Source organism: Mycobacterium sp. Panama NTM2 (assembly GCF_054355555.1).
Genome location: NZ_CM135953.1, coordinates 1,474,750 through 1,498,228, shown reverse-complemented (window position 1 = coordinate 1,498,228; position 23,479 = coordinate 1,474,750). Strand labels below are relative to the sequence as shown.

Genomic DNA, 23,479 nt, shown 5'->3' with positions numbered 1-23,479 from the left:
GCGTGTCAGTGTCGTCGCATGACGCGCTACGCCCTGGACTCGGCCACTCCTGTGCTGTCGCGCCCGGACGGCACCGTGCAGGTCGGCTGGGATCCGCGCCGCGCCGTCGTCGTCCATCCGCCGCCCGGGCTCGCCGCCGGGGTCCTCGCTGACCTGCTGCGCGCCCTGCAAGCCGCCGCGACCCTGCCCGAACTGCAGCTGCTGGCCGCCGGCCACGGTGCCGACGCCGCCGTCGTCACCGACCTGATCACCCACCTCGTCGACACCGGCGTCCTCACCGCCGCGACGCCTCCGCCCACCCGGTCGCCGTCGGTGCGGGTGCACGGGGACGGACCGCTGTCGGACCTGATCGCCTCCACGCTGGCCGGGTCCGGCGTCCGCGTCAGCTCCAGCAGCAGGGCGCACGCCGCGCCCGCCGGAGTCGACCTCGCGGTCCTGACCGACTACCTGGTGGCCGACCCCCGGGTGGCGCGCGAGTTGCACGACGCCGGTGTCCCCCACCTCGCGGTCCGCGTCCGCGACGGCACCGGCCTCATCGGACCGCTGGTCATCCCCGGCGCGAGCAGCTGCCTACGGTGCGCCGACCTGCATCGCAGCGACAAAGATCCCGCCTGGGCGGCGGTCGCCACGCAGTTGTCCCGCACCGTCGGCACCGCCGACCGCGCCACCGTGCTGGCCACCGCGGGTCTGGCGCTGCGCGAGATCACGCGCATCTTGCGCGTCGTGCACCCCGGCGCCGGGCCCGCCACCCCGGCGCCGGCGACCGTCGACACCACGCTCGAGTTCGACGTGGACAGCGGCGCCGTGACGGCGCGTCGGTGGTCGTCGCACCCGGACTGCTCGTGCTGAAGATCATCTGTGGTTCACTGTCCGCGGTTGGAAGTTCAGCTGGGTCGTGGATGATGGACTGGTGAGCGACATCAAGCGGGGGCGCGCCGCGCGCAACGCCAAGCTGGCTTCCTTGCCGGTGGGCATGGCAGGGCGTGCAGCGCTGGGCTTCGGCAAACGGTTGACCGGCAAGTCCAAGGACGAGGTCAACGCCGAGCTGATGGACAAGGCCGCCCAGCAATTGTTCACCGTCCTCGGCGAACTCAAGGGTGGCGCGATGAAGGTCGGGCAAGCCCTGTCGGTCATGGAGGCCGCCATCCCCGAGCAGTACGGCAAGCCCTACCGCGAGGCGCTGACGAAGCTGCAGCGCGAAGCTCCGCCGCTGCCCGCAGCAAAGGTCCACCGCGTGCTCGACCAGCAGCTGGGCACCAAGTGGCGGGACCGGTTCCAGTCGTTCGACGACAAATCTGTCGCCTCCGCCAGCATCGGCCAGGTGCACAAGGCGGTGTGGGGCGACGGCCGCGAGGTCGCCGTCAAGATCCAGTACCCGGGGGCGGACGAGGCGCTGCGCGCCGACCTGAAGACCATGCAGCGCATGGTGGGCGTGCTCAAGCAGCTCAGCCCCGGCGCCGACGTCCAAGGGGTGGTCGACGAGCTGATCGAACGCACCGAGATGGAGCTGGACTACCGGCTCGAGGCCGACAACCAGCGCGCCTTCGCCAAGGCCTACGCCGGCGATCCGCACTTCGTGGTGCCCAACGTGGTGGCCAGCGCCCCGAAGGTGGTGATCCAGGAGTGGATCGAGGGAATTCCGCTGTCGCACATCATCCGTGAGGGCACGCAGGAACAGCGGGACCTGATGGCCACGCGGCTCTTCGAGTTCTGCAACGACGCGCCGACGCGGCTGGAGATGGTGCACGGCGACGCCCACCCCGGCAATTTCATGCTGATGCCCGACGAGAAGATGGGCGTCATCGACTTCGGCGCCGTCGCACCCATGCCGGGCGGCTGGCCGGTCGAGCTGGGTCAGATCATGCGCTACGCGCTGGACAAGAACTACGACAAGCTGCTGCCCACGATGGAGAGGGCCGGCTTCATCCAGAAGGGACAGCAGGTCTCCACCCGCGAGATCGACGACATGCTCAAGCAATACGTCGAACCGCTGGAGGTGCCCGAGTTCCACTACACGCGTAAGTGGTTGCAGCGCATGACAACTCTGGAACTGGACAAGGCAGCGGGTCAGATCAAGGCCGCCCGGCAGATGGACATCCCGCCGAAGCTGGCCATTCCGATGCGGGTGATCGCGTCGATCGTCGCGATCTCCTGCCAGCTCGACGCCCACGTGCCGACCCGCAGCATCGCCGAACGCACGGTGCCCGGCTTCGCCGACCCCGACGCGGTGTAGCGCCGGGGTCGACGGTCACGCCGCCACAGGATCTTTGGCGTCTTTGCGTGGACGGCCCCGCGGCCGTTTGCGAGCGATGACCGTGCCCCGTTCGAGGATCTCGCCGCCCCACACACCCCACGGCTCCTGCCGTTCCAGCGCTGCGGTCAGGCACTCGCGCCGGAACGGGCAATCTCCGCACAGCGCCTTGGCGCGTTCGAGATCGCGCGGGTCCTCGGCGAACCACAGGTCAGGGTCCTCGACGTGACACGGCACCGCGAGCTTCGATCTCTCACATGTCAGGGAAGACATGTCCGGTCCTTTCGCTTCCTGGTCGTTCTGTCATTTGGTGAGTTCTGTCAGGGATCGGTGACCAGGTCTTCGTAAGACGAAGGCCACGGATCCGATGTCGGGTCCGTGGCCTTGGGGTGGCGGTCGAGGCTTCTCTCTAGAGGAAGCCCCTCACGGACGCGGCAGCCGTGCCGGCAATGGCGCGACGCTTACGCGTGGCGGCGGCAACGGCAGCGGTGGGCGCGGAATGCACCCCGACAAACGCATGCGGGAACCACGGGGTGCCGGCTACGGCGACAAACATGTGATTGCTGATCATGATGGCGGCACCCTCCTTTCGCACGCGGACCTTACGTGTGTTGCTCTGAGGCTAGACGGTATCAGGAAAGCTCTCAACACATTTTTGACCAGCGCTTTTGGCGCGATCTTTACGCTTTCTGGCGCTCTTTGACCAGGGCGAGCACGTCGGCGCCGTACTGCTCCAGCTTGCGGGCGCCGATCCCGGGGATCGCGACGAGGGCGGCGTCGTCGGTCGGCAGCGCCTCGGCGATGGCGATCAGCGTGTTGTCGGTGAACACCACGAAAGCCGGCACGTTCATCTCCTTCGAGATGCGCAGCCGCCAGTCCTTGAGTTGCGCGAGCAACTGCTCGTCGATGTCGGAGGGGCAGGATTCGCACCGGCGGAGCATGATCGCAGCCGACGCGGTCAGCGGGGTGTTGCAGACCCGGCACCGCGGTGCGGGGCCGCGTGGTTTGCGTGGCCGGCTGGGGCCGTCCTCGCGCTGCGACTGCGGGGCGATGCCGTTGAGGAAGCGTGACGGTTTGCGCCCCTGACGCCCGCCCGGCGTGCGGGCCAGCGCCCAGCTGAGCGCCAAATGCACACGCGCCCTGGTGATTCCGACGTAGAACAGACGCCGTTCCTCCTCGACGGGTTCACTGTCGGGGCCATGGGACAGTGCATGCGAGATCGGCAGGGTGCCGTCGGCCAGACCGACCAGGAACACCGCATCCCACTCCAGGCCTTTCGCGGCGTGCAACGACGCCAGCGTGACGCCCTGCACCACCGGGGGATGCCGGGAATCGGCACGCTGCCGCAGCTCGGTCAGCAGTGTGCGCAGGTCGAGCTGCGGGCGTTGCGCGACCTCGTCGTCGACGAGATCGGCCAAGGCGGACAACGCTTCCCAGCGATCCCGGGCGCGGGTACCGGCAGGCGGCTCAGCCGTCAGTCCGAGCGGTTCGAGCGTCCCGCGAACGAGCTCGGGCAGCGGGCCGTCGACCCCCCGCTCGGCGGCGCGCTGCAACGCCACGAGCGCCTGGCGCACCTCCTGGCGACTGAAGAAACCTTCACCGCCGCGCACCTGGAACGGGACACCGGCTGCCGTGAGCGCCTCCTCGTACACCTCCGACTGCGCGTTGATGCGGTACAGCACCGCGATCTCCGCCGGCGCGGTGCCGGATTCGACGAGCCGTTTCACGCTGAGCGCCACCGCGGCGGCCTCGGCGACCTCGTCGGGGTGCTCGGTGAACGTCGGGTTCGGACCGGGCGGCCGCTGACCGACCAGATGCAGCCGGCTCCCCGCCATCCGGCCGCGGGCCGCCGCGATCACCCGGTTGGCCAGCGACACCACCTGCGGCGTGGACCGGTAGTCGCGCTCCAACCGCACCAGGGCGGCCTCGGGGAAGCGCCGCGAGAAGTCGAGCAGGTAGCGGGGTGACGCGCCGGTGAACGAATAGATGGTCTGGTTGGCGTCACCGACGACGGTCAGATCGTCGCGGTTGCCGAGCCAGGCGTCGAGCACCCGCTGCTGAAGCGGCGTCACATCCTGGTACTCGTCGACCACGAAACAGCGGTAGCGATCCCGGAACTCACTCGCGACCGCCGCGTCGTTCTCGATGGCGGCGGCGGTGTGCAGGAGCAGATCGTCGAAATCGAGGAGCATCAGGTCGTTGCCGCGGGCCTTCAGCGCCTCGTATCCGGCGTAGGCGGCGGCGACCTTCGCAGCGTCGAACGGAATGTCACGCCCCAACCGGGCGACCGTCGCCGCGTAGTCCTCGGGGCTGATCAACGACGCCTTCGCCCACTCGATCTCGCCCGCGAGGTCACGCACGTTGTCGGTGCCGGTGGGCAGCCCGGTGCGGTTGGCCGCCTGAGCCACGACGGCGAACTTCGAGTCGAGAAGCTGCCAGTCCGTGCTGCCGACGACACGGGGCCAGAAGTAGGCGAGCTGGCGCCGCGCCGCGGCGTGGAAGGTCTGCGCCTGCACCGCCCCGGTGCCGGTGCCGTCGTCGAGGGTGCGTAACCGCGCCCGCATCTCCCCCGCCGCACGCTGGGTGAACGTCACTGCGAGAACCTGACCTGGCGCGACGTGCCCAGCCGTCACCAGGTGTGCGATGCGCCGGGTGATGGTTCTGGTCTTGCCGGTGCCGGCGCCCGCGAGCACGCACACCGGTCCGCGCGGCGCAAGCACCGCCTCGCGCTGCTCCTCGTCGAGATCCTCGAGCAGCTGGTCGCGCGAAGCCGTCGGGGACATGGCGACCATCATGTCAGCGCGGCCCGACAAACGCGGGCTGCACCGGGGCATGTTCGCCGGGTCAGCTACGTTGAAGTCCTTATGAGCGCTGACGATACTGCTGCGGTGACCATGTACACGACGTCGTGGTGCGGGTACTGCGTGCGCCTGAAGAAGGTGCTGAAGAACGAAGGCATCTCGTTCACCGAGGTCAACATCGAAGAGGACCCGGCCGCGGCGGAGTTCGTGGGATCGGTCAACGGCGGTAACCACGTGGTGCCGACGCTGAAGTTCGCCGACGGCTCGACGCTGACCAATCCCAGCGGCGCGCAGGTCAAGGCGAAGCTCGCCAGTTAGTCACTGGGGTCAGTCCAGCGCCGCCCAGGATTCGATGATCTCGCGGGCGATCGAGATTGAGCCGGGCAGCAGCAGCCGCGAACCGCTCTGCGAACTCCAATCCCCCTGATCCAGCGCCTCGCGGATCTCGGCGCGGGTGAACCATTCCGCTTCGGCGATCTCGCCGTCGTTGAACGCGAACGGCTGCTCGGGATCTGCTCGGGCGTGGAACCCGACCATCAGCGAGCGGGGAAACGGCCACGGCTGCGAGCCGAGGTACTCCACGTTCGTGACCGTGAGGCCGATCTCCTCGGCGATCTCGCGCACCACACAGGACTCGAACGACTCACCCGCTTCGACGAAGCCGGCGAGGATCGAGAACAGCCGAGGCGGCCACACCGTCTGGCGCGCCAGGACCGCGCGGTCGTGGCCGTCGTGCACCAGGCAGATGACGGCCGGATCGATGCGCGGAAACTCTTCGTGACCGGTGACGCTGTTGACCCGGGACCAGCCGGCCTTGACGGCCGTGGTGGGTGAGCCGTCGACGGGGCTGAACCTGGCGCTGTCATGCCAGTTCAGCAGCGCGGTCGCGGTTGCCACCAGCTGCGCGCTGACATCGTCGAACACGTCTCCGGTGCGACGGAGGTCGAGCACATGGGTGTCGGTGTTCGGGTCGTCGGGGGGCTGCAGGTCCGAGCGCACCGCCCAGACGTGGCGCCCGTCGTCGAGCCGGCCAAGGAACACGGCGTCGTCGGGCGGCGCCTCCCCGGCATCGGTGGCGCGGTGCAGCACCGCCCTGCCGTCGGCGATCAACACCTGGTTTCGACGGTCCACGCGCAGCAACAGCGCATCGGTCCAGCCCGCGACCGCCGCCTCGACGTCGGTGCGCAGCGCGTCGGCGCGGTCGGCGCCCACCCGTGACAGCAGCGGGATGTTGCGCAGGCGGAAGCTCGTCATCGGGCCTCGAATTCGACGTAATGGCGTGATCTTCTCGAACTTTCTCGCCCAAACGTCGGTTTGGGCGGGAAGGGGGCGAGGGTCATCGCTCGGCGTCCGCGGAGCGGATGTAGAGCAGCCGATCGCCGAGTTCGAGCGCGTCGACCTCCGGATCGTCGACGCGGATCAGCGTGCCGCCGCGCACGACGCCGAGCACGATGTCGGCCTGGTGCCGCGGCGAACCCCCCGCCTCTTTGGGCGTCACCTCCCGCTCGGCGATCGCGAACCCGGCGTCAGGGGTCAACAGGTCCTCCATCACCTCCACGACACTGGGCGTCTGCACCGCGATGCCGAGCAGCCGGCCCGCGGTCTCGGAGGTGACGACGGTCGAGTCGGCCCCGGACTGCTTGAGCAGATGCTGGTTCTCGGCTTCGCGGACGGCGGCGATGATCTTGGCGTTGGGCGCCAACTCGCGGGCGGTGAGGGTGACGAGAACCGCGGTGTCGTCGCGATTGGTGGCCACGATGATCGACTTCGCGTGTTGCGCGCTGGCCAGCCGCAGCACCTCCGAATCGGTCGCGGAGCCGCGCACGGTGACCAGCCCGGCGCTCTTGGCCCGTTCCAGCGCGGCGATGTCCTCGTCCACGACGACGATGTCGGCGGGCGCGACCTCGTCGCCGACCATCGCCGCGGCGGCAGTGCGGCCCTTGGTGCCGTAGCCGACGATGATGATGTGGTTGCGCACTCTGCTCCTCCAGCGCTGGATTTGGTAGACCTGGCGCGACTGCGTGGTGAGGGTCTCGACGGTCGTGCCGATCAGCACGATCAGGAACGCCACCCGCAGCGGGGTGATCACCAGGACGTTGACGAGCCGGGCGGCCGGTGTGATCGGGGTGATGTCGCCGTAGCCGGTGGTCGACAGCGAGACGGTGGCGTAGTACAGGCAGTCGAGGAACGACAGCGGATTCTCTTGTGAATCGCGATAGCCGTCGCGGTCCAGGTACACGATGAACACGGCGGCGAACAGCGCTGTCAGTGCGTAGATGACCCGGACGGTGATGCGTCTCGACGGGCTGACCAGCGTGGTCGGGATCTGCACCCGGTCGGTCAACGCGTGCACCGGCTGATCGGCCAGCGACTGATCGAACCGGCGGAGGCGCCGACGCAGCGCGCCCTCAGCCACGGGGGCCAGTCACGATGTGAGGCTGTCGCACCAGCACAATGTAATCATGACCTCTTCCCCCGCTGCAGTGCAGCAGCTCGCGTCGTCATCACGCGGTACCAAGATGGGCATCTGGCTGATCGGCATGGGTGTTCTGCACTTTCTGGCGCCCAAGCCGTTCGACTCGATCGTTCCGAAGGAACTGCCCGGCAGCCAGCGGTTCTACACGTTGGCCTCAGGGGTGGCCGAGGTCGGCGTGGGCGCCCTGCTGGTGACACCCTCGACCCGCCGATTCGGCGCGCTGAGCGCCATCGCGCTGTTCATCGCCGTCCTCCCCGGGAATGTCAACATGTGCCGGTTGTGGTTCACCGACCCGAGCAAGTCGCTGCCGATGCGGCTGATCTCGATCGCGCGGCTGCCGATGCAGATACCGATGATCACTCAGGCGCTCAAGGTCTACCGCGAGAGCTGAGCTCACGCTGCGTCGATCCCCGCCTGTTCGGGGTCGGCGAGCAGCGCGGCGAGTTCGTCGGCGTCCGGCCACGTCTGCGGGCTGATCGTCTGCCCTGACCGGACATAGTGGAACGCCGCACGCACCGATGACAGCGGGCGGCCCTGCAGCCGAGACCACGCGAGCCGATAGACGGCGAGCTGAACAGCGTTGTGCTGCAATTCTTCCTGTGTCGCGGGTGGATCTCCGGTCTTCCAGTCCAGCACCGTCACCCCGCCATCCTCGTCGGCGAACACCGCGTCGATACGGCCACGGACGACCCGGCCGCCGAGCGTCATGTCGAACGGGACCTCGACGTCGATCGGCGTGCGGGCCGCCCATTCCGACACCGCGAACGCCGATTGCAGATCCTCGAGCTCACCGCGGTCGTGCCGACCGGCATCCACGGCGCCGGGCAGATCGTCGAGATCGAAGAGCTTCTCGGCTTGATAGAACCTCTGCACCCACTCGTGAAAAACGGTGCCCAGCAACGCGTGCGCGGCAGGCGGCCGCGGCAGACGCCGGTGCAGCCGCCGCGCCGCCGCCTCGGGGTCACGGCCAAGATCGACCATCGCGCTGACCGACACCTGTGCGGGCAACGCCGGAACCCCGGGCTGCGCTGCTCGTTCCCGCTCAGCCAGCAGGGCATCGACATCCGCGATCCAGCCATGCGCGTCTTCTGCTGCCGTCGTGTGCACCTCGCCCGCCATCGCCGCGCTCACCAACGCGGCACCCTGATGCACGCGGGTACGCCGCCCCGCGAGTGGATCGGCTGGCCACGACGCTTCGATCACGCGGCCACGCAGCGGATTGGGATCACCATCGGCCGGCGCATCAGCCCAGACGTCGACCTCTCCGCACGGTGTCCCGGCTTCCGCCGCCGCGTCGATCGCGGCCTTGAGTTCGGTGAGGAACGTCGACGGTCCGCGCGGCTTCGACTCGGTGGCGCCCCAGTGGTGGCCCGACACCAGAAGAGTGTGTTCGGCGCGGGTGAGCGCCACGTACAGCAGCCGCCGCTCCTCATCGGCACGCCGTTGGTCCAGGCTGCGCTTGTGATCGGAGATCGTGTCCGACAACGACTTCCGATCGTTGACCCGAGACGTGTCGAGAACCGGAACGCCGAGCTCGGACACCGCGGCGCAATCACCGCGCAGCAGCGGCGGCAGATCGGCGGCATCGGTGAGCCAGGTCCGCGGCGACGACGTCGACGGGAAGACCCGACCGGACAGATGCGGCACCGCCACGATCTGCCACTCGAGCCCCTTGGCCGCATGCACGGTGAGGATCTGCACACGGTCTGCAGCGACCGTGACGTCGGCGGGCGCCAGCCCGTTCTCGACCTGTTCGGCCGCGTCCAAGTAGGACAGGAATCCGGAAACCGTTGCACCACAACGACTGGAGAAGTCCGCGACGGCATCGGCGAAAGCGTCGAGATGCTCGGTACCCGACCATCCTGCCGACACCGGCCGGGCGGCCCTGGCCTCGGCGTCCACGCCCAGCATCCTGCGCACCTCCGCCACGAGGTCGGTGAGCGCCCCGTCGAGATGAGCCCGTAGCGCCGCGAGTTCACGGCCCAGCTCCACGATGCGGGCGTAGCCGTCGGCCGAGTACGCCGCCGCTGGCCCCGGGTCGCACACGGCGTCGGCCAGACACGCCGCATCCGCCTCGGGTCCGAGCTGGGACAGCACGTGCTCGACGCTGCCGCGCTTGGCCGCAGGCGCATCGTCGAGAGTCACCGCGCGCCGCCACAGGGCGACCAGGTCGGCCGCACCGAGACGCCACCGCGGACCGGTCAGCACCCGCACCGCCGCCGCTCCTGCGGTCGGGTCGGCGGCCAGCCGCAGCATCGCCACGACGTCGGCGACCTCAGGTACCGCGAGCAAGCCTGCCACTCCGACCACCTCTGCGGCGATGCCACGTCGTGCCAGCGCATCGGCCATCGGCGCCGCGTCGGCGTTGCGCCGCACCAACACTGCCGCTGTCGGTGCGTCGCCCGTCGCGGTGGACGCTGCCCGGTACGCCTCGGCGACCTGACCCGCGACCCATTCCCGCTCGGCCTCCACGTCGGACAGCAGCGCGCACCGCACCTGTCCGGGCACGGCATCCGGCCGGGGCAGCAACGGGCGCACCGACACCGAACGCCGCCGCGCCTCGGTGGAGACGTCGTTGGCGAGGTGCAGCACCTCGGGGGGGTTGCGCCAGCTCGTGCGCAGCTCCAGCGTCGGGGCCGGCGTGCCGTCGGCGAACGGGAAATCGGTGGTGAATCGGGGCAGGTTGGTGGCCGAGGCGCCGCGCCAACCGTAGATCGACTGGATGGGATCGCCGACGGCGGTCAGCGCCAAGCCGTCGTCGACACCGTTGCCGAACAACGATGTCAGCGCCACCCGCTGCGCATGGCCGGTGTCCTGGTATTCGTCGAGCAGCACGACGCGATACCGCTGCCGCAGCTGCTCGCCTACCTGGGGGAACTGCGAGGCCAACCGGGCCGCCGCACTCATCTGGGTACCGAAGTCCACCACGCGTTCCTCGCGCATCCGCTGGTGCAGCGCGTCGATCAGTGGCACCAGCGCGCTGCGCTCGGTCTGGGTTGCGAGCATCCGCAGCAACCACTGGCTGGGCCCCCGATCGCGTTGGTAGGGGCCTGCAGGCAGCGTGTGCACCAACTGCTCGAGCTCGACGTGGGTGTCGCGCAGCGAGGCGGTGTCCACCAGGTGTTCGGAGAGCTGACCGGCCAGGCGCAACACCATCGCCGTGATCGAGGCGGGCGACTTCTCGGTGTCGAGAGGGCCCGGGTACTCGCACACGACGCGAAAAGCCAACTGCCACAGCTCCGTCTCGCCGAGCAGCCGCACATCGGGTTCGACAGGCAGCAAGAGCCCGTGCTCACGGAGCAATGTGCCGGCGAAAGCGTGGTAGGTGCTCACCGTGACCGGGTCGTCGGCGAGGCCCGCAGCATCCGGAACCGCCAGCCCGGCGCCGGCGAGGCGCGCCAATCGTGTACGCACGCGGCGCAGCAGCTGCCCGGCGGCCTTACGCGTGAAGGTGAGCCCCAGGACCTCGCCGGGGGTGGCGAATCCGTTGGCCACCAACCACACCACCCGCGCGGCCATGGTCTCGGTCTTTCCTGCCCCGGCGCCGGCGATCACGACCAGTGGGCCGGGCGGAGCGCAGATGACGGCAGCCTGCTCGTCAGTCGGTGCGAAAAGACCGAGAGCGTCGGCCAATTCGGCGGGGCTGTAGCGCGGCGTCATCGATCCTCACTCGTCGTCTGTCGGGTCGGGCACATCGCCGCGACCGGGCAATGCGCGCATCCGTCGTTGATCCGGGCGACGAACTGCGGTCCCTGTGTCGCGGCCGCGGCGTCACTCACCTGGGCGCGCCACTGCGCGTGCCCTTCCGGTGTCAGCGCATCCTGTTCCCGCTCGGTGGCACTGCCACCGCTGGTCTTGCCGAGATACACCAGCCGCCCGCCACCGGGCTCGGCGCTCTCGGCCAGCAGACCCTCGGAGACCGCCAGCTGGTACATCGCCAGCTGGGCGTGAGCCTGCGCATCGTCTTTGGTGGCGGGACTCTTGCCGGTCTTGATGTCGACCACGACGAGCCGACCCTCGCTGTCGCGTTCCAGTCGGTCCAGGCGACCACGGATGCGGACCGCGGGTTGTTCGTCGGCGGCGGGCACCACCTCACCGTCGACGGCGATCTCGGTGCCGACCTCGGTGAAGCGGTTGCGGGTGTCGGCGCGCCAGCGGGTGAACGTGCTCAGCATCTCCTGGTGGCGCTCGAACTCGTTGTCCGCGTGCCATTGCGCATCGAACGGAAGCGCCGCCCAGATCCGTCGGAGCTCGGTGTGCAGATGAGCCTCGGCGACGGCGGGATCGGCCACCAGCGCGTGCACCAGCGAACCCAACGCCGAACGCACATCGCGCACCGAGCCGCCGCCGTGCCGTTCGACCAGCCACCGCAGCGGACAGTCCAGCAGCATCTGCACCGTCGACGGCGACAGCGTGACGGCGTCGTCGGTACCGTCCCAGAGCGGCGCCTGGGTGGAGATCTCCCGCACGCCGTACCAGGATTCCGGGGCCGCCCCGTGCACGCCTGCCTCGGCGAGGCGTGCCAGTTGGGTTGCAGCACAGGCCCGGTGACTCTCCGCGATGTCCTCCGGTGAGGCGCACACCACTGCTCGCAAACGGCCCACCACTGCATTGGTGGCCAGTACCCGCGGGGCGCGCACCGGCACCCCCGTCTCGGCGTCCTCGTCGGTGGCCACCGCGGCGAGTTCGTGACAGAACGGCGACGGCAGTAGAGCGGCATCACCGGTGTCGCTGTCGACGGCCGTGACCAGGAGCCGACGGCGCGCGCGACCCACCGCGGCGATGAGCAGACGCCGCTCCTCGGCCAGCAGAGGTGCCCGCCCCGACAGCGTGCGGTCGGCGGGATCGGCCACACCGTCGAGGACGTCGACGAGCTGCTGGGTTCCCAGAATCCCGCCGCGTGCGGACACGTTCGGCCACAGGCCTTCCTGAAGCCCGGCGACGACCACGACGTCCCATTCGCGGCCCAGCGCTGCGTGGGCGCTGAGCACCGCGACCGCGTCGGTCGGCGGTCGGGAATCGAGGCGGGTCGGCGGCAGCGTCAACCCGTCGACGTGATCGACGAGCCCGCGCAGAGACGCTCCGGCGGTTCGCTCGACATACTGTTCGGCGACATCGAACAGAGCGGTCACCGCATCCAGATCGCGGTCGGCCTGTTCAGCCACCGGACCACCCCGCTCGCTCGCTGCCAGCCAGCGCCGCTGTAGGCCGCTGCGATTCCAGGCCTGCCACAACGCATGTCGCGGATCGCCGCTGCGTCGGGTGCTCTCGCGAGCAGCGGACAGCACGGAACGCACCCGTCGCAGCGCGCGGCCGAGCTCGTCGGGCACACCGTCGAGCGACCGGGCACCGCCGTCGCCGACCAGCGCCGCGACCAGGAGGTCGCCGAAGTCAGCGGCGGGGTCGGCCGCCCGTCGCCGCAATGCTCGACGCAATTGACGCAGCGACACCGGGTCGACCCGTCCGATCGGCCCCGTCACCAAGGCCTGTGCCTGATCGGCGGTCAGTCCGTCGACCGCCGCCTCCAAGACGGTCATCAGCGCCCGAACGGCAGGCACCGCGGCCAGCGGCGCATCAGCCTGCAGGCCGTCCACCGGTACCCCGGCCGCAGTCAGGGCGCGGGCCAGCGCGGGACCCGTCCGGGGTACCGAACGCACGATCACCGCCATGTCCGACCACGGCACCCCGTCGACCAGATGGGCACGGCGCAACGCATCGGCGATCAGCGCGCATTCGGCGTGGGGGGACGCCGCGATGCGCACCGACACCGATCCCGCCTCGTCCGTCCCGGCCAGTGCCGCAGTGCTGCCGACGCCCGGCAACCGACGGGTCAGCACCTCGACGGCGCGCGCCACCGGCGCCGAACACCGATGTGACCTCGTCAGCGTGATCGCGGGGGTATCGGTGCGCAGCAGCTCGGGATCCGCGCCGCGGTAACCGAACACCGTCTGATTCGGATCGCCGGCGATCACGCAGAGCTCGGTGCCGGCGGCCAGCACCTGCACCAGCTGCGCCGCCTGCGGGTCGAGGTGTTGTGCGTCGTCGACCAGGAGAAGCCGCACCCGCGCCCGTTCGGCGGCCAGCAGTTCAGCGTCAGCTGCGAGCGCCTCGAGGGCGGCACCCACGAGTTCGGCAGCCCCCAGTGCCGGCACCGTGGCCTGCGGAGCCGCCATGCCGACGGCGGCACGCAACAGCATGATCTGCTCGTAGGCCTGAGCGAACCGACCGGCCGCCTGCCATTCGGGGCGTTGCGCCCGCCGCCCGAGGCGTTGCAGCGCAACAGGATCGACGCCGCGTTCGTTGCAGCGGGCCATCAGGTCCCGCAGCTCGACGGCGAATCCGACCGTTCCGAGTGCCGGCCGCAGCCGCTCGGGCCAGCGTACCGGCGACGCGTCGCCGTCCTCGAGATCACCGGCGAGCAGTTCACGGATGATGCCGTCCTGCTCGGCACCGGTGATCAACCGCGGCGGGGCACCGCCGGAACGCGCAGCGGCGAGCCGCAGCACGGCGAACGCATAGGAGTGCACGGTGCGCACCAGGGGTTCCCGGATGACGGTCTGCTCTCCCGCGGCCAGGACCTTCGCGGTGATGGTGGCGCGCGCGTGGGCACTCAATCGCGACGAGCCGGTGAGCAGCAGAACCGATTCGGCGTCGCGGCCTGCCGCCAGGTGGGCCGCCGCGGTTTCGACCAGCGCCGTCGTCTTTCCGGTGCCGGGGCCGCCGAGCAGCCGAACCGTGCCACGCACCCCGGGACGGGTCAGTGCCTCGCGGGTCAACTCGGTGTGCGGCGCAGACATGGACGCACTACATCACGGGGGTCTGACAAACGGCCCTCGCTGGTGCGCCGACCGGCGTCGATGGCAGCATCGAGGGGTGAGCGAACTGTTGTGCACGTATCGATTCGGACCGGCCTCGCGCCCCCGGGTTCTGGCGATCCACGGCTTGACGGGGCACGGTAAGCGGTGGGAGACCCTGTTCGAGCGGCATCTTCCCGACGTTCCGGTAGTTGCACCCGATCTCCTCGGCCACGGCCGCTCGTCGTGGGATGCGCCGTGGTCCATCGAGGCGAACGTCAGCGCGCTGGCAGCGCTTCTCGACGCCGAGGGCGGCGAACCGGTGGTGGTGGCCGGTCATTCGTTCGGCGGTGCGGTGGCGTTGAATCTGGCTGCGACGCGGCCGGACCTGGTGACCGGCCTGGTCCTGCTCGACCCCGCAGTGGCTCTCGACGGCCGATGGATGCGCGAGGTGGCCGACGACATGTTCGCCTCGCCCGACTACACCGACCGCGCCGAGGCCCGGGACGAGAAGACCGGCGGCTCGTGGGGGGAGGTCGATCAGGCCGAACTCGATCGCGAACTCGACGAGCACCTGGTGGACCTGCCGAACGGCCGCGTCGGCTGGCGCATCAGCATTCCCGCGATGCTGTCCTACTGGAGTGAGCTCACCCGGCCGGTGCCGATCCCGCGCGATGGCACCCCGACGACGCTCGTGCGTGCGCTCCGTACCGAACCGCCGTACGCCACCGACGAGCTGATCGCCACGCTCGACGCGGGACTGGGACCGAATCTGACTGTGCTGGAATGGGATTGCGACCACATGGTGCCGTTGGCCATGCCGGCGGAGACGGCGGCGCTGATCGCAGACCTGCTGGGCTGACATGGCGGCGATCACCGACGCGCAGGTGGAGGCCGTCCGCGCGCTCGTGGCATCGGTGCCCGCCGGATCGGTGACCACCTACGCTGACCTCGCCGTGGCCGCCGATCTGTCCAGTCCACGCATCGTCGCCTGGATCATGCGCACCGACTCGTCGGATCTGCCGTGGCACCGGGTGATTCGCGCCTCCGGCCGCCCCGCGGCACACCTGGCTACGCGTCAACTCGCCCGGCTGCGCGCCGAGGGGGTGCTCGCCGTCGACGGTCGTATCGCCCTGGCGACGCATCGCCACACGTTCTAGCGAACTCGAGAGTGCAGGAGCGGTAGTGATCCTCGCGCTGGAGCTACCGCCAGAGCACTTTCGCGACGAGGAATCACACCGCGAGGCGAACCAGCGCGGCGGTACGCGCCAGGCCCGGGAAGGCAGCCGCCGTCGACCGCGGATGCAGCGCATGCACGGCGAGGCGGAACATCAAGGCCCGCAACAACATCTGCGGCCACTCCGGTAGCGCCTCCCAGCGTTCGATCAACGCGTCGTCGGCCTCACCCCACGACAGCGCGTCGACGACCACGACGCCCGCGGCCCAGGCGGGCGGCCGCCAGTAGGGGGTGATGTCGGTGATGCCGGGCGCTGCGGTACCGGCGAAAAGCACTGTGCCGTAGAGATCTCCGTGCACCAGCTGGCTCGGGCTCTTCGTCGGCCTACGCAGCGAGGCGAGCTGGTTGATCAGGTCGACGGACTTCTGCCCGTCCGCCGTCCCGGGCGCCACGCGGGCACCGGGCGGCAGCGAGTGCAGGGGGCGTTCCTCCCACGCCGCACGGTCGGCGGCGATGAAGACATCCACATCCGCCCAGGGCGCCACGGGCGGCTGCGTCAGGAAGCGCGGCCGCTCCAGCGTCGCGGTGGCCTCGTGCAGCCGGACCGCGGCCGACACCACCTCGTCGTGGCGCGGCTCCGGCGTGCCCGCGACGTAGGTGTCGGCGCGCCACCCGGCGACGACGTAGCGCCCATCGGTGGAGCGCACCGGCCGCGCGAGCCGGATGCCGTCGACGAACAAGGTCTCCCGCACCTTCGCCGACCAGGCGGCGCGGGCATGGTCGGCCACCATCGACAGCACCACTTCGCCGCAGCGCCAGCCGCCCTCCCAGCTGGACCCGAGCGGCACCGGCTGCACTCCGGACAGCCCGAAGGCCGTGAGGACATGCTCGGGTGGGCGCTCGAAGGTCACCGCATCAGCGTAATTGCCGCGGCCGCCAACCCTGCGTTAGTACATCACCATGTCGGGTTCGAGTTGCTTGCCCCAGGCCACGATTCCGCCCTGGACATGCATCGCATCCGAGAAACCGGCCTTCTTGACGATCGCCAGGACCTCCGCCGAGCGCACCCCGGTCTTGCAGTAGAACACCGGTGTGCGGTCGACGGTCAGCCTCGACAGCGCCTCACCGGACTCGAAGGCGCCCTTGGGGATCAGCTGCGCGCCGTCGATGTGGTTGATGTCCCACTCGACCGGCTCGCGAACGTCGATCAGCGCCAACGGCTTCCCGGAGTCGAGCAGCTCGGCCAGTTCACGCGGGGTGATCGTCGACTCCGCAGCAGCCTCGGCGGCCGCATCGGAGACCACGCCGCAGAACTCCTCGTAGTCGATCAGCTCGGTGATCTTCGGCGTCGCGGGATCCTTGCGGATCTTGATCGTCCGATAGGTCATGTCCAGCGCGTCGTAGACCATCAGCCGGCCCAGCAGGGGCTCACCGATTCCCGTGATCAGCTTGATCGCTTCGGTGCCCATGACCGAGGCGATCGAGGCGCACAGGATGCCCAGCACCCCACCCTCGGCACACGACGGGACCATCCCCGGTGGCGGGGGCTCGGGATAGAGATCGCGGTAGTTGAGGCCCAGACCGTCGGGGGCATCCTCCCAGAACACCGACACCTGGCCTTCGAAGCGGTAGATCGATCCCCACACGTACGGCTTGCCGGCGAGCACGGCGGCGTCGTTGACCAGGTAGCGGGTCGCGAAGTTGTCGGTGCCGTCGAGGATGAGGTCGTAGTCGCTGAAGATCTCGACGGCGTTCTCCGGTTCCAGGCGGACCTCGTGCAGGATGACGTCGACCAGCGGGTTCACCTCGAGGATCGAGTCCTTGGCGCTCTCGGCCTTGGACCGGCCGATGTCGGACTGGCCGTGGATGATCTGGCGCTGCAGGTTGGACTCGTCGACGACATCGAACTCGACGATGCCGATCGTGCCCACCCCGGCGGCGGCGAGGTACAGCAGCGTCGGCGAGCCGAGACCACCGGCGCCGATCACCAGCACCCGCGCGTTCTTCAGCCTCTTCTGACCGTCCAGGCCTAGGTCGGGAATGATCAGGTGGCGGCTGTAGCGAGCGACCTCGTCACGGGTCAGTTCAGCGGCTGGCTCGACCAGCGGTGGCAGCGGTGAGGACACCGGACTCTCCTTGGTTGGCTTGCAAGACCCATCGAAACAGGTAGAGGGTGCAACAGCAACGAGGCCCCGACGCTTCCCGCGCGGTCAGCGCCGATGAGCGCGCGCCCAGGGACGGTTTTCCCGGCGCGTCGGCGTACAGACGCGCGCGCTCGCGGTGCCTAGGCGATCGGATAGGGCCACGGGTTGAACCGGCAGGTCTTCCCGTCGGGGGTGACGGTACCGGGGTCGAAGCGCGCGGCATCGTCGTTGCTGGTCGAGAAGGTCTGCTGCATCATCACCGGCGCGAGTTCGCCACTGACCGCGCACTGCTCGTGGCGCGGATAGCCGATCGCATGACCGACCTCGTGGTTGATGACGTACTGCCGGTAGGAGCCGATGTCGCCCTGGAACGGCACCGCACCGCGCACCCAGCGCGCCTCGTTGATGAAGACCCGCGGCTGGCCCTCATAGGCCGGGTTGTAGCAGGACGCCTCGAGCTGGATGTCGTACCCGCAGCCTTCCCGCACGGTCATCGGAGAGGTCAGCGACACCCGAAAGTCCGGCTGCACACCGGAGGTGTCGTCGACGCGAACGAACCCGAACTGGGGGTTGTGCGTCCAACTCTTCGGATTGGCCAGCGTTTCGCTGACCATCCGGGCGAAGCCGTCGTCGCCGCCGAAGGACGTGGTGTCGACGCCGTCTTCGACCTCGACGGTGTAGCTGAACACCTTGCTGGTGCCCTCGCCGACCTGCGGAGTGGTACCGGGCACGACATGCCAGGTGCGCGCACCGGCCTCGGTGAACGGGCCGCCCTGGGGCAGGATGCCGGTCGGCAGATTGGCGTCGAACTGCGTGAGCCCCTTGGGCGGGGCCCCGACGATCGCGGTACTGGCCATGCCGATCGTCGGCGGCCCCTGCACCGGGCCGTCGTCCTCGGCCACCGGCGGAGCCACGCTGGCGCCGGTGATGGTCTGATAGACGACGACGGCCGTCAGTGCGATGAGCAGCGGTAGCGCGTAGGCACGCCACCCGTATGTGGAGACGAACCGTCCCAGCCAGGTCTGCTTGCGCCAGCGCTGGTGGTCGTCGCGATTGGACCGGGCCCGTCCGGAGTCTTCGGCCAGCGGATCACGCTGCGCGCGCAGCGGTTCGCGCCATTCGTCGCGGAGCACGGGAGCGCGACCGTTCCCGCGATGCCCCGGGTCGTAGGTCACCGACACAGGATGACACAGGTTGCCTGACAGGCGCCTTCGGCGCGCCTGTCGCCGGGTCGATGTCCTCCCGACTGGGAGCAGCTAACGGTAGTAATGTCGTCGGAACCGAACTCACGACGGCACATTCGCCGGCAGTAGAACTCGAGGGTCTGATGAGCGAACTCGCCCGAACGGCGCAGCGGCGCGGTGGGCAGCCGGCCAGCAGTACGGGGCCGTCCAGCGCCGGCACAGCCAAACGTGGCAATCGCCTGCCCCGCGACGAGCGTCGCGGGCAGCTGCTGATCGCGGCGAGCGAAGTCTTCGTCGACCGTGGCTACCACGCGGCGGGGATGGACGAAATCGCCGAGCGGGCCGGCGTCAGCAAACCCGTGCTCTACCAGCACTTCACGTCGAAGGTGGAGCTGTACCTCGCGGTGCTGCAGCGACACGTCGACAATCTCGTCTCCGGGGTGCGGCAGGCCCTGCGCACCACGACCGACAACCGGCAGCGGGTGCGCGCGGCAGTGGAGGCGTTCTTCGACTTCATCGAGCACGACAGCCAGGGATACCGGCTGATCTTCGAGAACGACTATGTCACCGAGCCGCAGGTCGCGGCTCAGGTGAAGGTGGCCACCGAGGCGTGCACCGACGCGGTGTTCGACCTGATCAGCCACGATTCCGGGCTCGAGCCGCACCGCGCGCGGATGATCGCCGTCGGCCTCGTGAGCATCAGCGTCGATTCGGCGCGCTACTGGCTCAACAACGAGCGTCCGATCGCGAAGGACGATGCCGTCGAAGGCACCGTCGCATTCATCTGGGGCGGCCTGTCGCACGTCCCTTTGACGCGCTCCTGACCGCCGCCCGGCGTCAGCCGGCGGTCCGTGTCACCTCTGCGCCGACCGCGCCCACACCGAATCCGACCCGGCGCGCGTCCGCGGCACCGATCTCGACGTAGGCGATGCGCGCTGCCTGCACCAGGTAGCGCCGCCCCTTCTCGTCGGTGAGGGCCAGCACGCCCGATCCCGACTCCAGCGCGTCGGTGACCAGTTTCTCCACCTCGGCCGGCGTCTGCGCGCTGTTGACGATCAGCTCGCGCGGGCTGTCGGTGACACCGATCTTGACCTCCACAGTGGAACCCTTCTGTCGTCGAATCTCTCCCCAGGAGGCTAGTGGACGACGCGTTCGATGTGCGTGCCCGGGACCTACGCGGTCAGCGAACGCGGCCGTTCTACAACGGTGCAGCGACCGAACCGAGTCCCGACCGTGACCGCCACAGCAGGCGCGTCAGCCCCACCCGTCACTCGTGCCTTCGTAGCATCGGCCCCGCAACGCAAGCAACGACTGGGACAGCTGGGATGAACAGGCCATACACCGCACCATCGCCGTACGCCCTGACGCCGACCGAGCGCACCCGTAGCCCGCGCACGCGCAGCCGCTACGACCGGGACCACGACGGCTACGGCGCCGACCTCGACACCGATGTGTATCCGCGCGACCACCGCGACGGTGACTTCGGCCAGGACTACGACGCCGACTACGACCAGGACTACGACGCCGATTACGAGGACTACCTCGACGAGGCGCACATCGACCGGCGCTGGATGTGGATCGCCGGTACGGCCGGAGCAGTCCTGTTCATCGCCGTGATCATGGCCAGCATGATCCTCGGCGGCGGAGACAGCGGGTCGGTGTCGGCGACCGTCGCGTCGGACAGCCCTCAGGACACCACCGCCACCACGTCGGCCCCCTCTCCGTCGACCACGCCACGTATCGCTGCACCGGCACGACCCCTGCAGCCGTCGCTGCAGCCCTCGCTACCGGCCGAGACCGTCACCACGATCACCCCGACACCGTCCGCCCAGGCGCCGGTGCCCGCGCCAGGTGCGCCGCTGCTGCCCGCACCACAGGCCGCTCCCCCGCCGCCGTCGGCGGCCCCCGGCACCGTCACCTACCGGATCACCGGCACCAAGGGCCTTCTCGACCTGGTCACCGTCATCTACACCGACGCCCAGGGCGCGCTGCAGACCGACGTGAACGTCGCACTGCCCTGGTCCAAGACCATCACGCTGGACCCCGGGGTGACGCTCAGTTCGGTCACCGGCACCAGCGTCACCGGTCAGTTGAACTGCGAGGTGCTGGATGCGAACGGTGCGGTGATCGCGGCGCAGAACGGCAATTCGATCATCACCAACTGCACCCGCTGACCCGCCTCAGGCCAGCCCCAGCTCCTGCATGCGGGTGCTGTGGGTCTTCTGAAGGCGGTCGAAGAACTCGGTGATCTGCGACAACCCGCCTGCCGACATCACCAACTCGACGAGCTCGTCGTGGTCGGCCAGCACGTACTGGGCCTGGGTGATCGCCTCACCGAGGAGCCGCCGCGACCACAGCGCCAGTCGGTGCCGCTGCCGGTCGCTGGCTGTCACCGCGGCCCTCACCTCGGCCACCACGAACTGAGAATGGCCGGTCTCCGACAGCACGGACCTGATGACGTCGGCCACCGCGCCGGGCATCGCGTCCGCGATCTCGAGGTAGAAGTCGGCCGCCAGCGCGTCACCGACATAGGTCTTGACCAAGGCCTCGAGCCAGGTGCTCGGCGTCGTCAGCCGGTGATAGTTCTCCAACGCCGAGGCGTAGCGCGTCATCGCGGGCACCACGTCCACCCCGCGGCGTTCCAGCTCGTCGCGCAGGACCTCGTAGTGGTTCATCTCCGCAGCGGCCATGCTGGCCATGTTGATCCGGCCTCGCAGGTTCGGCGCCATCCGCGCTTCCTCGGTGAGCCGGTAGAACGCTGCGACCTCGCCGTATGCCAGCAGAGCGAACAATTCGACGACACCGGGATGATCGGCAGGCAGCGCCGCGGCCGCGGCGCTCGGCCGCGCTGCGGGGGCAGATGCAGAAGCCGCCGGCGGCGTGGAAGTCATGGGTGCAACTGTAGACGGCGTGCACACCGCACCCGTGAATGTGACTGAGTACCGGCCGACCAGCTACCATGGGTTCCGGTGTCGGCGGATCGGCCGACCGATCGATACAGGTCAGGGCTGGCGTGTGACACGCCGCAGGCACCGTGGCAATGTGCGTGCACAGTCTCGAGTTACCGCCTGGCCCGCCCCGACAGAGCAGGGCCGGAGCGAAGTTCACTTGCTCAACTCGTGCGCGCGTGACAACGCATGAGATGACAAGTGGAAGGTCTCCCCCTCTATGACACCCGTTACCCCGCATCCCACTCCGACGTTCGCCGAGCTGGGGGTGCGCGACGAGATCGTGCGCGCCCTCGCCGAGAACGGCATCGAACACGCCTTCGCGATCCAGGAGCTGACGCTGCCGCTGGCCCTGGCCGGCGATGACCTGATCGGCCAGGCCCGTACCGGTATGGGCAAGACGTTCGCCTTCGGCGTGCCGCTGCTGCACCGGATCACCACCGACACCGAGCGCCCGCTGACCGGCATTCCCCGGGCCCTCGTCGTGGTGCCCACCCGTGAGCTGTGCATTCAGGTCTACGAGGATCTGGTCGGCGCCTCGAAGTACCTGCAGGCCGACGACACCCGCAAGCTGACCGTCACGGCGATCTACGGCGGGCGGCCCTACGAGCCACAGATCGAGGCGCTGCAGAAGGGCGTCGACGTCGTCGTCGGCACCCCGGGTCGCCTTCTCGATCTCGCCCAGCAGGGTCACCTGCAGCTCGGCGGCCTGTCCACACTGGTCCTCGACGAGGCCGACGAGATGCTGGACCTGGGCTTCCTGCCCGACATCGAGCGCATCCTCAAGCAGATCCCCGCCCAGCGTCAGGCGATGCTCTTCTCGGCCACGATGCCGGACCCGATCATCACGCTGGCCCGCACGTTCATGAACCAGCCGACCCACATCCGCGCCGAGGGCGTTCAGGGGTCGGCCACCCACGACACCACCGAGCAGTTCGCCTACCGGGCGCACGCGCTGGACAAGGTCGAGATGGTCAGTCGCATCCTGCAGGCGGAGGGCCGCGGCGCGACGATGATCTTCACCCGCACCAAGCGCACCGCCCAGAAGGTGGCCGACGAACTCGCCGAGCGCGGTTTCAAGGTCGGCGCCGTGCACGGCGATCTCGGTCAGGGCGCCCGCGAGAAGGCGCTGAAGTCGTTCCGCACCGGTGACGTCGACGTGCTCGTCGCCACCGACGTCGCGGCGCGCGGTATCGACATCGACGACATCACCCACGTGATCAACTTCCAGATCCCCGAGGACGAGCAGGCCTACGTGCACCGGATCGGTCGCACCGGCCGCGCCGGCAAGACGGGCATCGCCGTGACCCTGGTCGACTGGGACGAACTGCCCCGCTGGTCGATGATCGACAAGGCGCTCGGACTGGAGACCCCCGATCCCGCCGAAACGTACTCGAGCTCACCGCATCTGTACGAAGAGCTGAACATCCCGACTGATGCCGGTGGCTCGATCGGCAAATCCACCCGCGTCGGCGACAAGCCCAAGCGCGAAGCCCGTGAACCCCGCGAGCGCACCGAGCGGCCGGCCCGCAACCGCAGCCGTCGTCGCACCCGCGGCGGCCAGCCCGTCGGCTCCCACCCCGAGACGGCCGAACAGCCGGCTGACGGTCAGACACAGCAGACCGACGCCGATGAGGCCCCGCGGGCTCCGCGGCGGCGGCGCCGGCGCCGGCCGAACAAGGCCGCGGCCGCCAACTAGCGCCG

At 69.4% G+C, this 23,479-nt stretch carries 20 protein-coding genes; 9 read left to right on the top strand and 11 right to left on the bottom strand.

The features are described 5' to 3' along the window. Nucleotides 1-18 precede the first annotated feature (18 nt). Together ACXYX3_RS07215 and ACXYX3_RS07210 are read left to right on the top strand one after the other, a co-directional pair. The gene (locus ACXYX3_RS07215; RefSeq protein WP_458611002.1) at nt 19-849 is read left to right on the top strand and encodes a cyclodehydratase; all 831 of its coding nucleotides are present in this window, start codon (nt 19-21) and stop codon (nt 847-849) included. A 46-nt stretch (nt 850-895) separates the two neighbouring features. Next, on the top strand, nt 896-2,233 hold the full coding sequence (locus ACXYX3_RS07210) for a macrolide-binding ATPase MABP-1 (RefSeq protein ID WP_458611000.1): 1,338 nt from the start codon (nt 896-898) through the stop codon (nt 2,231-2,233). Nucleotides 2,234-2,248: 15 nt separating this feature from the next. Here the strand turns inward: ACXYX3_RS07210 and ACXYX3_RS07205 are convergent, their stop codons facing one another. Both ACXYX3_RS07205 and ACXYX3_RS07200 read right to left on the bottom strand, forming a co-directional pair. Further along, a complete protein-coding gene (locus ACXYX3_RS07205) occupies nt 2,249-2,524 on the bottom strand; it encodes a WhiB family transcriptional regulator (RefSeq protein WP_241202839.1) in 276 nt (91 codons plus the stop codon). 407 nt (nt 2,525-2,931) lie between these two features. Continuing rightward, nucleotides 2,932-5,034, bottom strand: coding sequence for an ATP-dependent DNA helicase UvrD2 (locus tag ACXYX3_RS07200; protein ID WP_458610998.1), 2,103 nt, complete (start codon nt 5,032-5,034; stop codon nt 2,932-2,934). 81 nt (nt 5,035-5,115) lie between these two features. Between ACXYX3_RS07200 and mrx1 the strand changes: the two genes are divergently transcribed. After that, nucleotides 5,116-5,370, top strand: coding sequence for a mycoredoxin Mrx1 (mrx1, locus tag ACXYX3_RS07195; RefSeq protein WP_458610997.1), 255 nt, complete (start codon nt 5,116-5,118; stop codon nt 5,368-5,370). Nucleotides 5,371-5,379: 9 nt separating this feature from the next. Here mrx1 and nudC read toward each other — a convergent pair whose 3' ends face one another. Both nudC and ACXYX3_RS07185 read right to left on the bottom strand, forming a co-directional pair. After that, on the bottom strand, nt 5,380-6,306 hold the full coding sequence (gene nudC / locus ACXYX3_RS07190) for an NAD(+) diphosphatase (protein WP_458610995.1): 927 nt from the start codon (nt 6,304-6,306) through the stop codon (nt 5,380-5,382). 82 nt (nt 6,307-6,388) lie between these two features. Beyond that, nucleotides 6,389-7,468: a potassium channel family protein gene (locus tag ACXYX3_RS07185; protein WP_241202843.1), complete on the bottom strand. Its 1,080-nt coding sequence runs from the start codon at nt 7,466-7,468 to the stop codon at nt 6,389-6,391. A 46-nt stretch (nt 7,469-7,514) separates the two neighbouring features. Between ACXYX3_RS07185 and ACXYX3_RS07180 the strand changes: the two genes are divergently transcribed. Continuing rightward, entirely contained in the window at nt 7,515-7,919 is a 405-nt protein-coding gene (locus ACXYX3_RS07180) for a DoxX family protein (protein ID WP_241202844.1), read from the top strand. Nucleotides 7,920-7,921: 2 nt separating this feature from the next. Here the strand turns inward: ACXYX3_RS07180 and ACXYX3_RS07175 are convergent, their stop codons facing one another. Continuing rightward, nucleotides 7,922-11,188, bottom strand: coding sequence for an ATP-dependent helicase (locus ACXYX3_RS07175; protein WP_458610992.1), 3,267 nt, complete (start codon nt 11,186-11,188; stop codon nt 7,922-7,924). Continuing rightward, a complete protein-coding gene (locus tag ACXYX3_RS07170) occupies nt 11,185-14,325 on the bottom strand; it encodes an ATP-dependent helicase (protein ID WP_458610990.1) in 3,141 nt (1,046 codons plus the stop codon). Before ACXYX3_RS07170 ends, ACXYX3_RS07175 begins: the two co-directional genes overlap by 4 nt. Before the next feature lie 76 nt (nt 14,326-14,401). Here ACXYX3_RS07170 and ACXYX3_RS07165 point away from each other — a divergent pair, with 76 nt between their 5' ends. Together ACXYX3_RS07165 and ACXYX3_RS07160 are read left to right on the top strand one after the other, a co-directional pair. Then, nucleotides 14,402-15,184 (top strand): alpha/beta fold hydrolase, encoded by a 783-nt coding sequence (locus ACXYX3_RS07165; protein WP_458610988.1) that lies wholly within the window; start codon nt 14,402-14,404, stop codon nt 15,182-15,184. Between the two features lies 1 nt (nt 15,185). Further along, nucleotides 15,186-15,482, top strand: a complete 297-nt coding sequence (locus ACXYX3_RS07160) for an MGMT family protein (RefSeq protein WP_458610986.1) — start codon at nt 15,186-15,188, stop codon at nt 15,480-15,482. A gap of 73 nt (nt 15,483-15,555) precedes the next feature. On the opposite strand, the gene ACXYX3_RS07155 is transcribed toward ACXYX3_RS07160, so the two are convergent. The 3 genes from ACXYX3_RS07155 to ACXYX3_RS07145 form a co-directional block, all read right to left on the bottom strand. Next, nucleotides 15,556-16,410, bottom strand: a complete 855-nt coding sequence (locus tag ACXYX3_RS07155; RefSeq protein WP_241202849.1) for a TIGR02569 family protein — start codon at nt 16,408-16,410, stop codon at nt 15,556-15,558. A 36-nt stretch (nt 16,411-16,446) separates the two neighbouring features. Beyond that, complete coding sequence (gene moeZ, locus ACXYX3_RS07150; RefSeq protein ID WP_458610984.1) at nt 16,447-17,625, bottom strand: adenylyltransferase/sulfurtransferase MoeZ; 1,179 nt, start codon at nt 17,623-17,625, stop codon at nt 16,447-16,449. Between the two features lie 158 nt (nt 17,626-17,783). After that, nucleotides 17,784-18,818, bottom strand: a complete 1,035-nt coding sequence (locus tag ACXYX3_RS07145) for a DUF3152 domain-containing protein (protein WP_458610982.1) — start codon at nt 18,816-18,818, stop codon at nt 17,784-17,786. A gap of 152 nt (nt 18,819-18,970) precedes the next feature. Between ACXYX3_RS07145 and ACXYX3_RS07140 the strand changes: the two genes are divergently transcribed. Beyond that, a complete protein-coding gene (locus ACXYX3_RS07140; protein WP_111512423.1) occupies nt 18,971-19,651 on the top strand; it encodes a TetR/AcrR family transcriptional regulator in 681 nt (226 codons plus the stop codon). Nucleotides 19,652-19,664: 13 nt separating this feature from the next. Here the strand turns inward: ACXYX3_RS07140 and ACXYX3_RS07135 are convergent, their stop codons facing one another. Beyond that, the gene (locus ACXYX3_RS07135) at nt 19,665-19,925 is read right to left on the bottom strand and encodes a DUF3107 domain-containing protein (protein WP_221355681.1); all 261 of its coding nucleotides are present in this window, start codon (nt 19,923-19,925) and stop codon (nt 19,665-19,667) included. Nucleotides 19,926-20,152: 227 nt separating this feature from the next. On the opposite strand from ACXYX3_RS07135, the gene ACXYX3_RS07130 reads away from it, so the two are divergent. After that, complete coding sequence (locus ACXYX3_RS07130; RefSeq protein WP_458610980.1) at nt 20,153-21,001, top strand: hypothetical protein; 849 nt, start codon at nt 20,153-20,155, stop codon at nt 20,999-21,001. A gap of 6 nt (nt 21,002-21,007) precedes the next feature. Here ACXYX3_RS07130 and ACXYX3_RS07125 read toward each other — a convergent pair whose 3' ends face one another. Next, complete coding sequence (locus ACXYX3_RS07125) at nt 21,008-21,718, bottom strand: ferritin-like fold-containing protein (protein ID WP_241202854.1); 711 nt, start codon at nt 21,716-21,718, stop codon at nt 21,008-21,010. 277 nt (nt 21,719-21,995) lie between these two features. On the opposite strand from ACXYX3_RS07125, the gene ACXYX3_RS07120 reads away from it, so the two are divergent. Continuing rightward, on the top strand, nt 21,996-23,474 hold the full coding sequence (locus ACXYX3_RS07120) for a DEAD/DEAH box helicase (RefSeq protein WP_458610978.1): 1,479 nt from the start codon (nt 21,996-21,998) through the stop codon (nt 23,472-23,474). Nucleotides 23,475-23,479: the final 5 nt, after the last annotated feature.

Excerpts from the sequence above, each read along its gene's own strand:
- nudC (WP_458610995.1), bottom strand. The coding sequence starts at position 6,306 with ATGACGAGCTTCCGCCTGCGCAACATCCCGCTGCTGTCACGGGTGGGC.
- ACXYX3_RS07170 (WP_458610990.1), bottom strand. The coding sequence starts at position 14,325 with ATGTCTGCGCCGCACACCGAGTTGACCCGCGAGGCACTGACCCGTCCC.
- ACXYX3_RS07200 (WP_458610998.1), bottom strand. The coding sequence starts at position 5,034 with ATGTCCCCGACGGCTTCGCGCGACCAGCTGCTCGAGGATCTCGACGAG.
- ACXYX3_RS07215 (WP_458611002.1), top strand. The coding sequence starts at position 19 with ATGACGCGCTACGCCCTGGACTCGGCCACTCCTGTGCTGTCGCGCCCG.
- mrx1 (WP_458610997.1), top strand. The coding sequence starts at position 5,116 with ATGAGCGCTGACGATACTGCTGCGGTGACCATGTACACGACGTCGTGG.
- ACXYX3_RS07140 (WP_111512423.1), top strand. The coding sequence starts at position 18,971 with ATGAGCGAACTCGCCCGAACGGCGCAGCGGCGCGGTGGGCAGCCGGCC.
- ACXYX3_RS07205 (WP_241202839.1), bottom strand. The coding sequence starts at position 2,524 with ATGTCTTCCCTGACATGTGAGAGATCGAAGCTCGCGGTGCCGTGTCAC.
- ACXYX3_RS07130 (WP_458610980.1), top strand. The coding sequence starts at position 20,153 with ATGAACAGGCCATACACCGCACCATCGCCGTACGCCCTGACGCCGACC.
- ACXYX3_RS07125 (WP_241202854.1), bottom strand. The coding sequence starts at position 21,718 with ATGACTTCCACGCCGCCGGCGGCTTCTGCATCTGCCCCCGCAGCGCGG.
- ACXYX3_RS07160 (WP_458610986.1), top strand. The coding sequence starts at position 15,186 with ATGGCGGCGATCACCGACGCGCAGGTGGAGGCCGTCCGCGCGCTCGTG.
- ACXYX3_RS07120 (WP_458610978.1), top strand. The coding sequence starts at position 21,996 with ATGACACCCGTTACCCCGCATCCCACTCCGACGTTCGCCGAGCTGGGG.
- ACXYX3_RS07180 (WP_241202844.1), top strand. The coding sequence starts at position 7,515 with ATGACCTCTTCCCCCGCTGCAGTGCAGCAGCTCGCGTCGTCATCACGC.
- ACXYX3_RS07175 (WP_458610992.1), bottom strand. The coding sequence starts at position 11,188 with ATGACGCCGCGCTACAGCCCCGCCGAATTGGCCGACGCTCTCGGTCTT.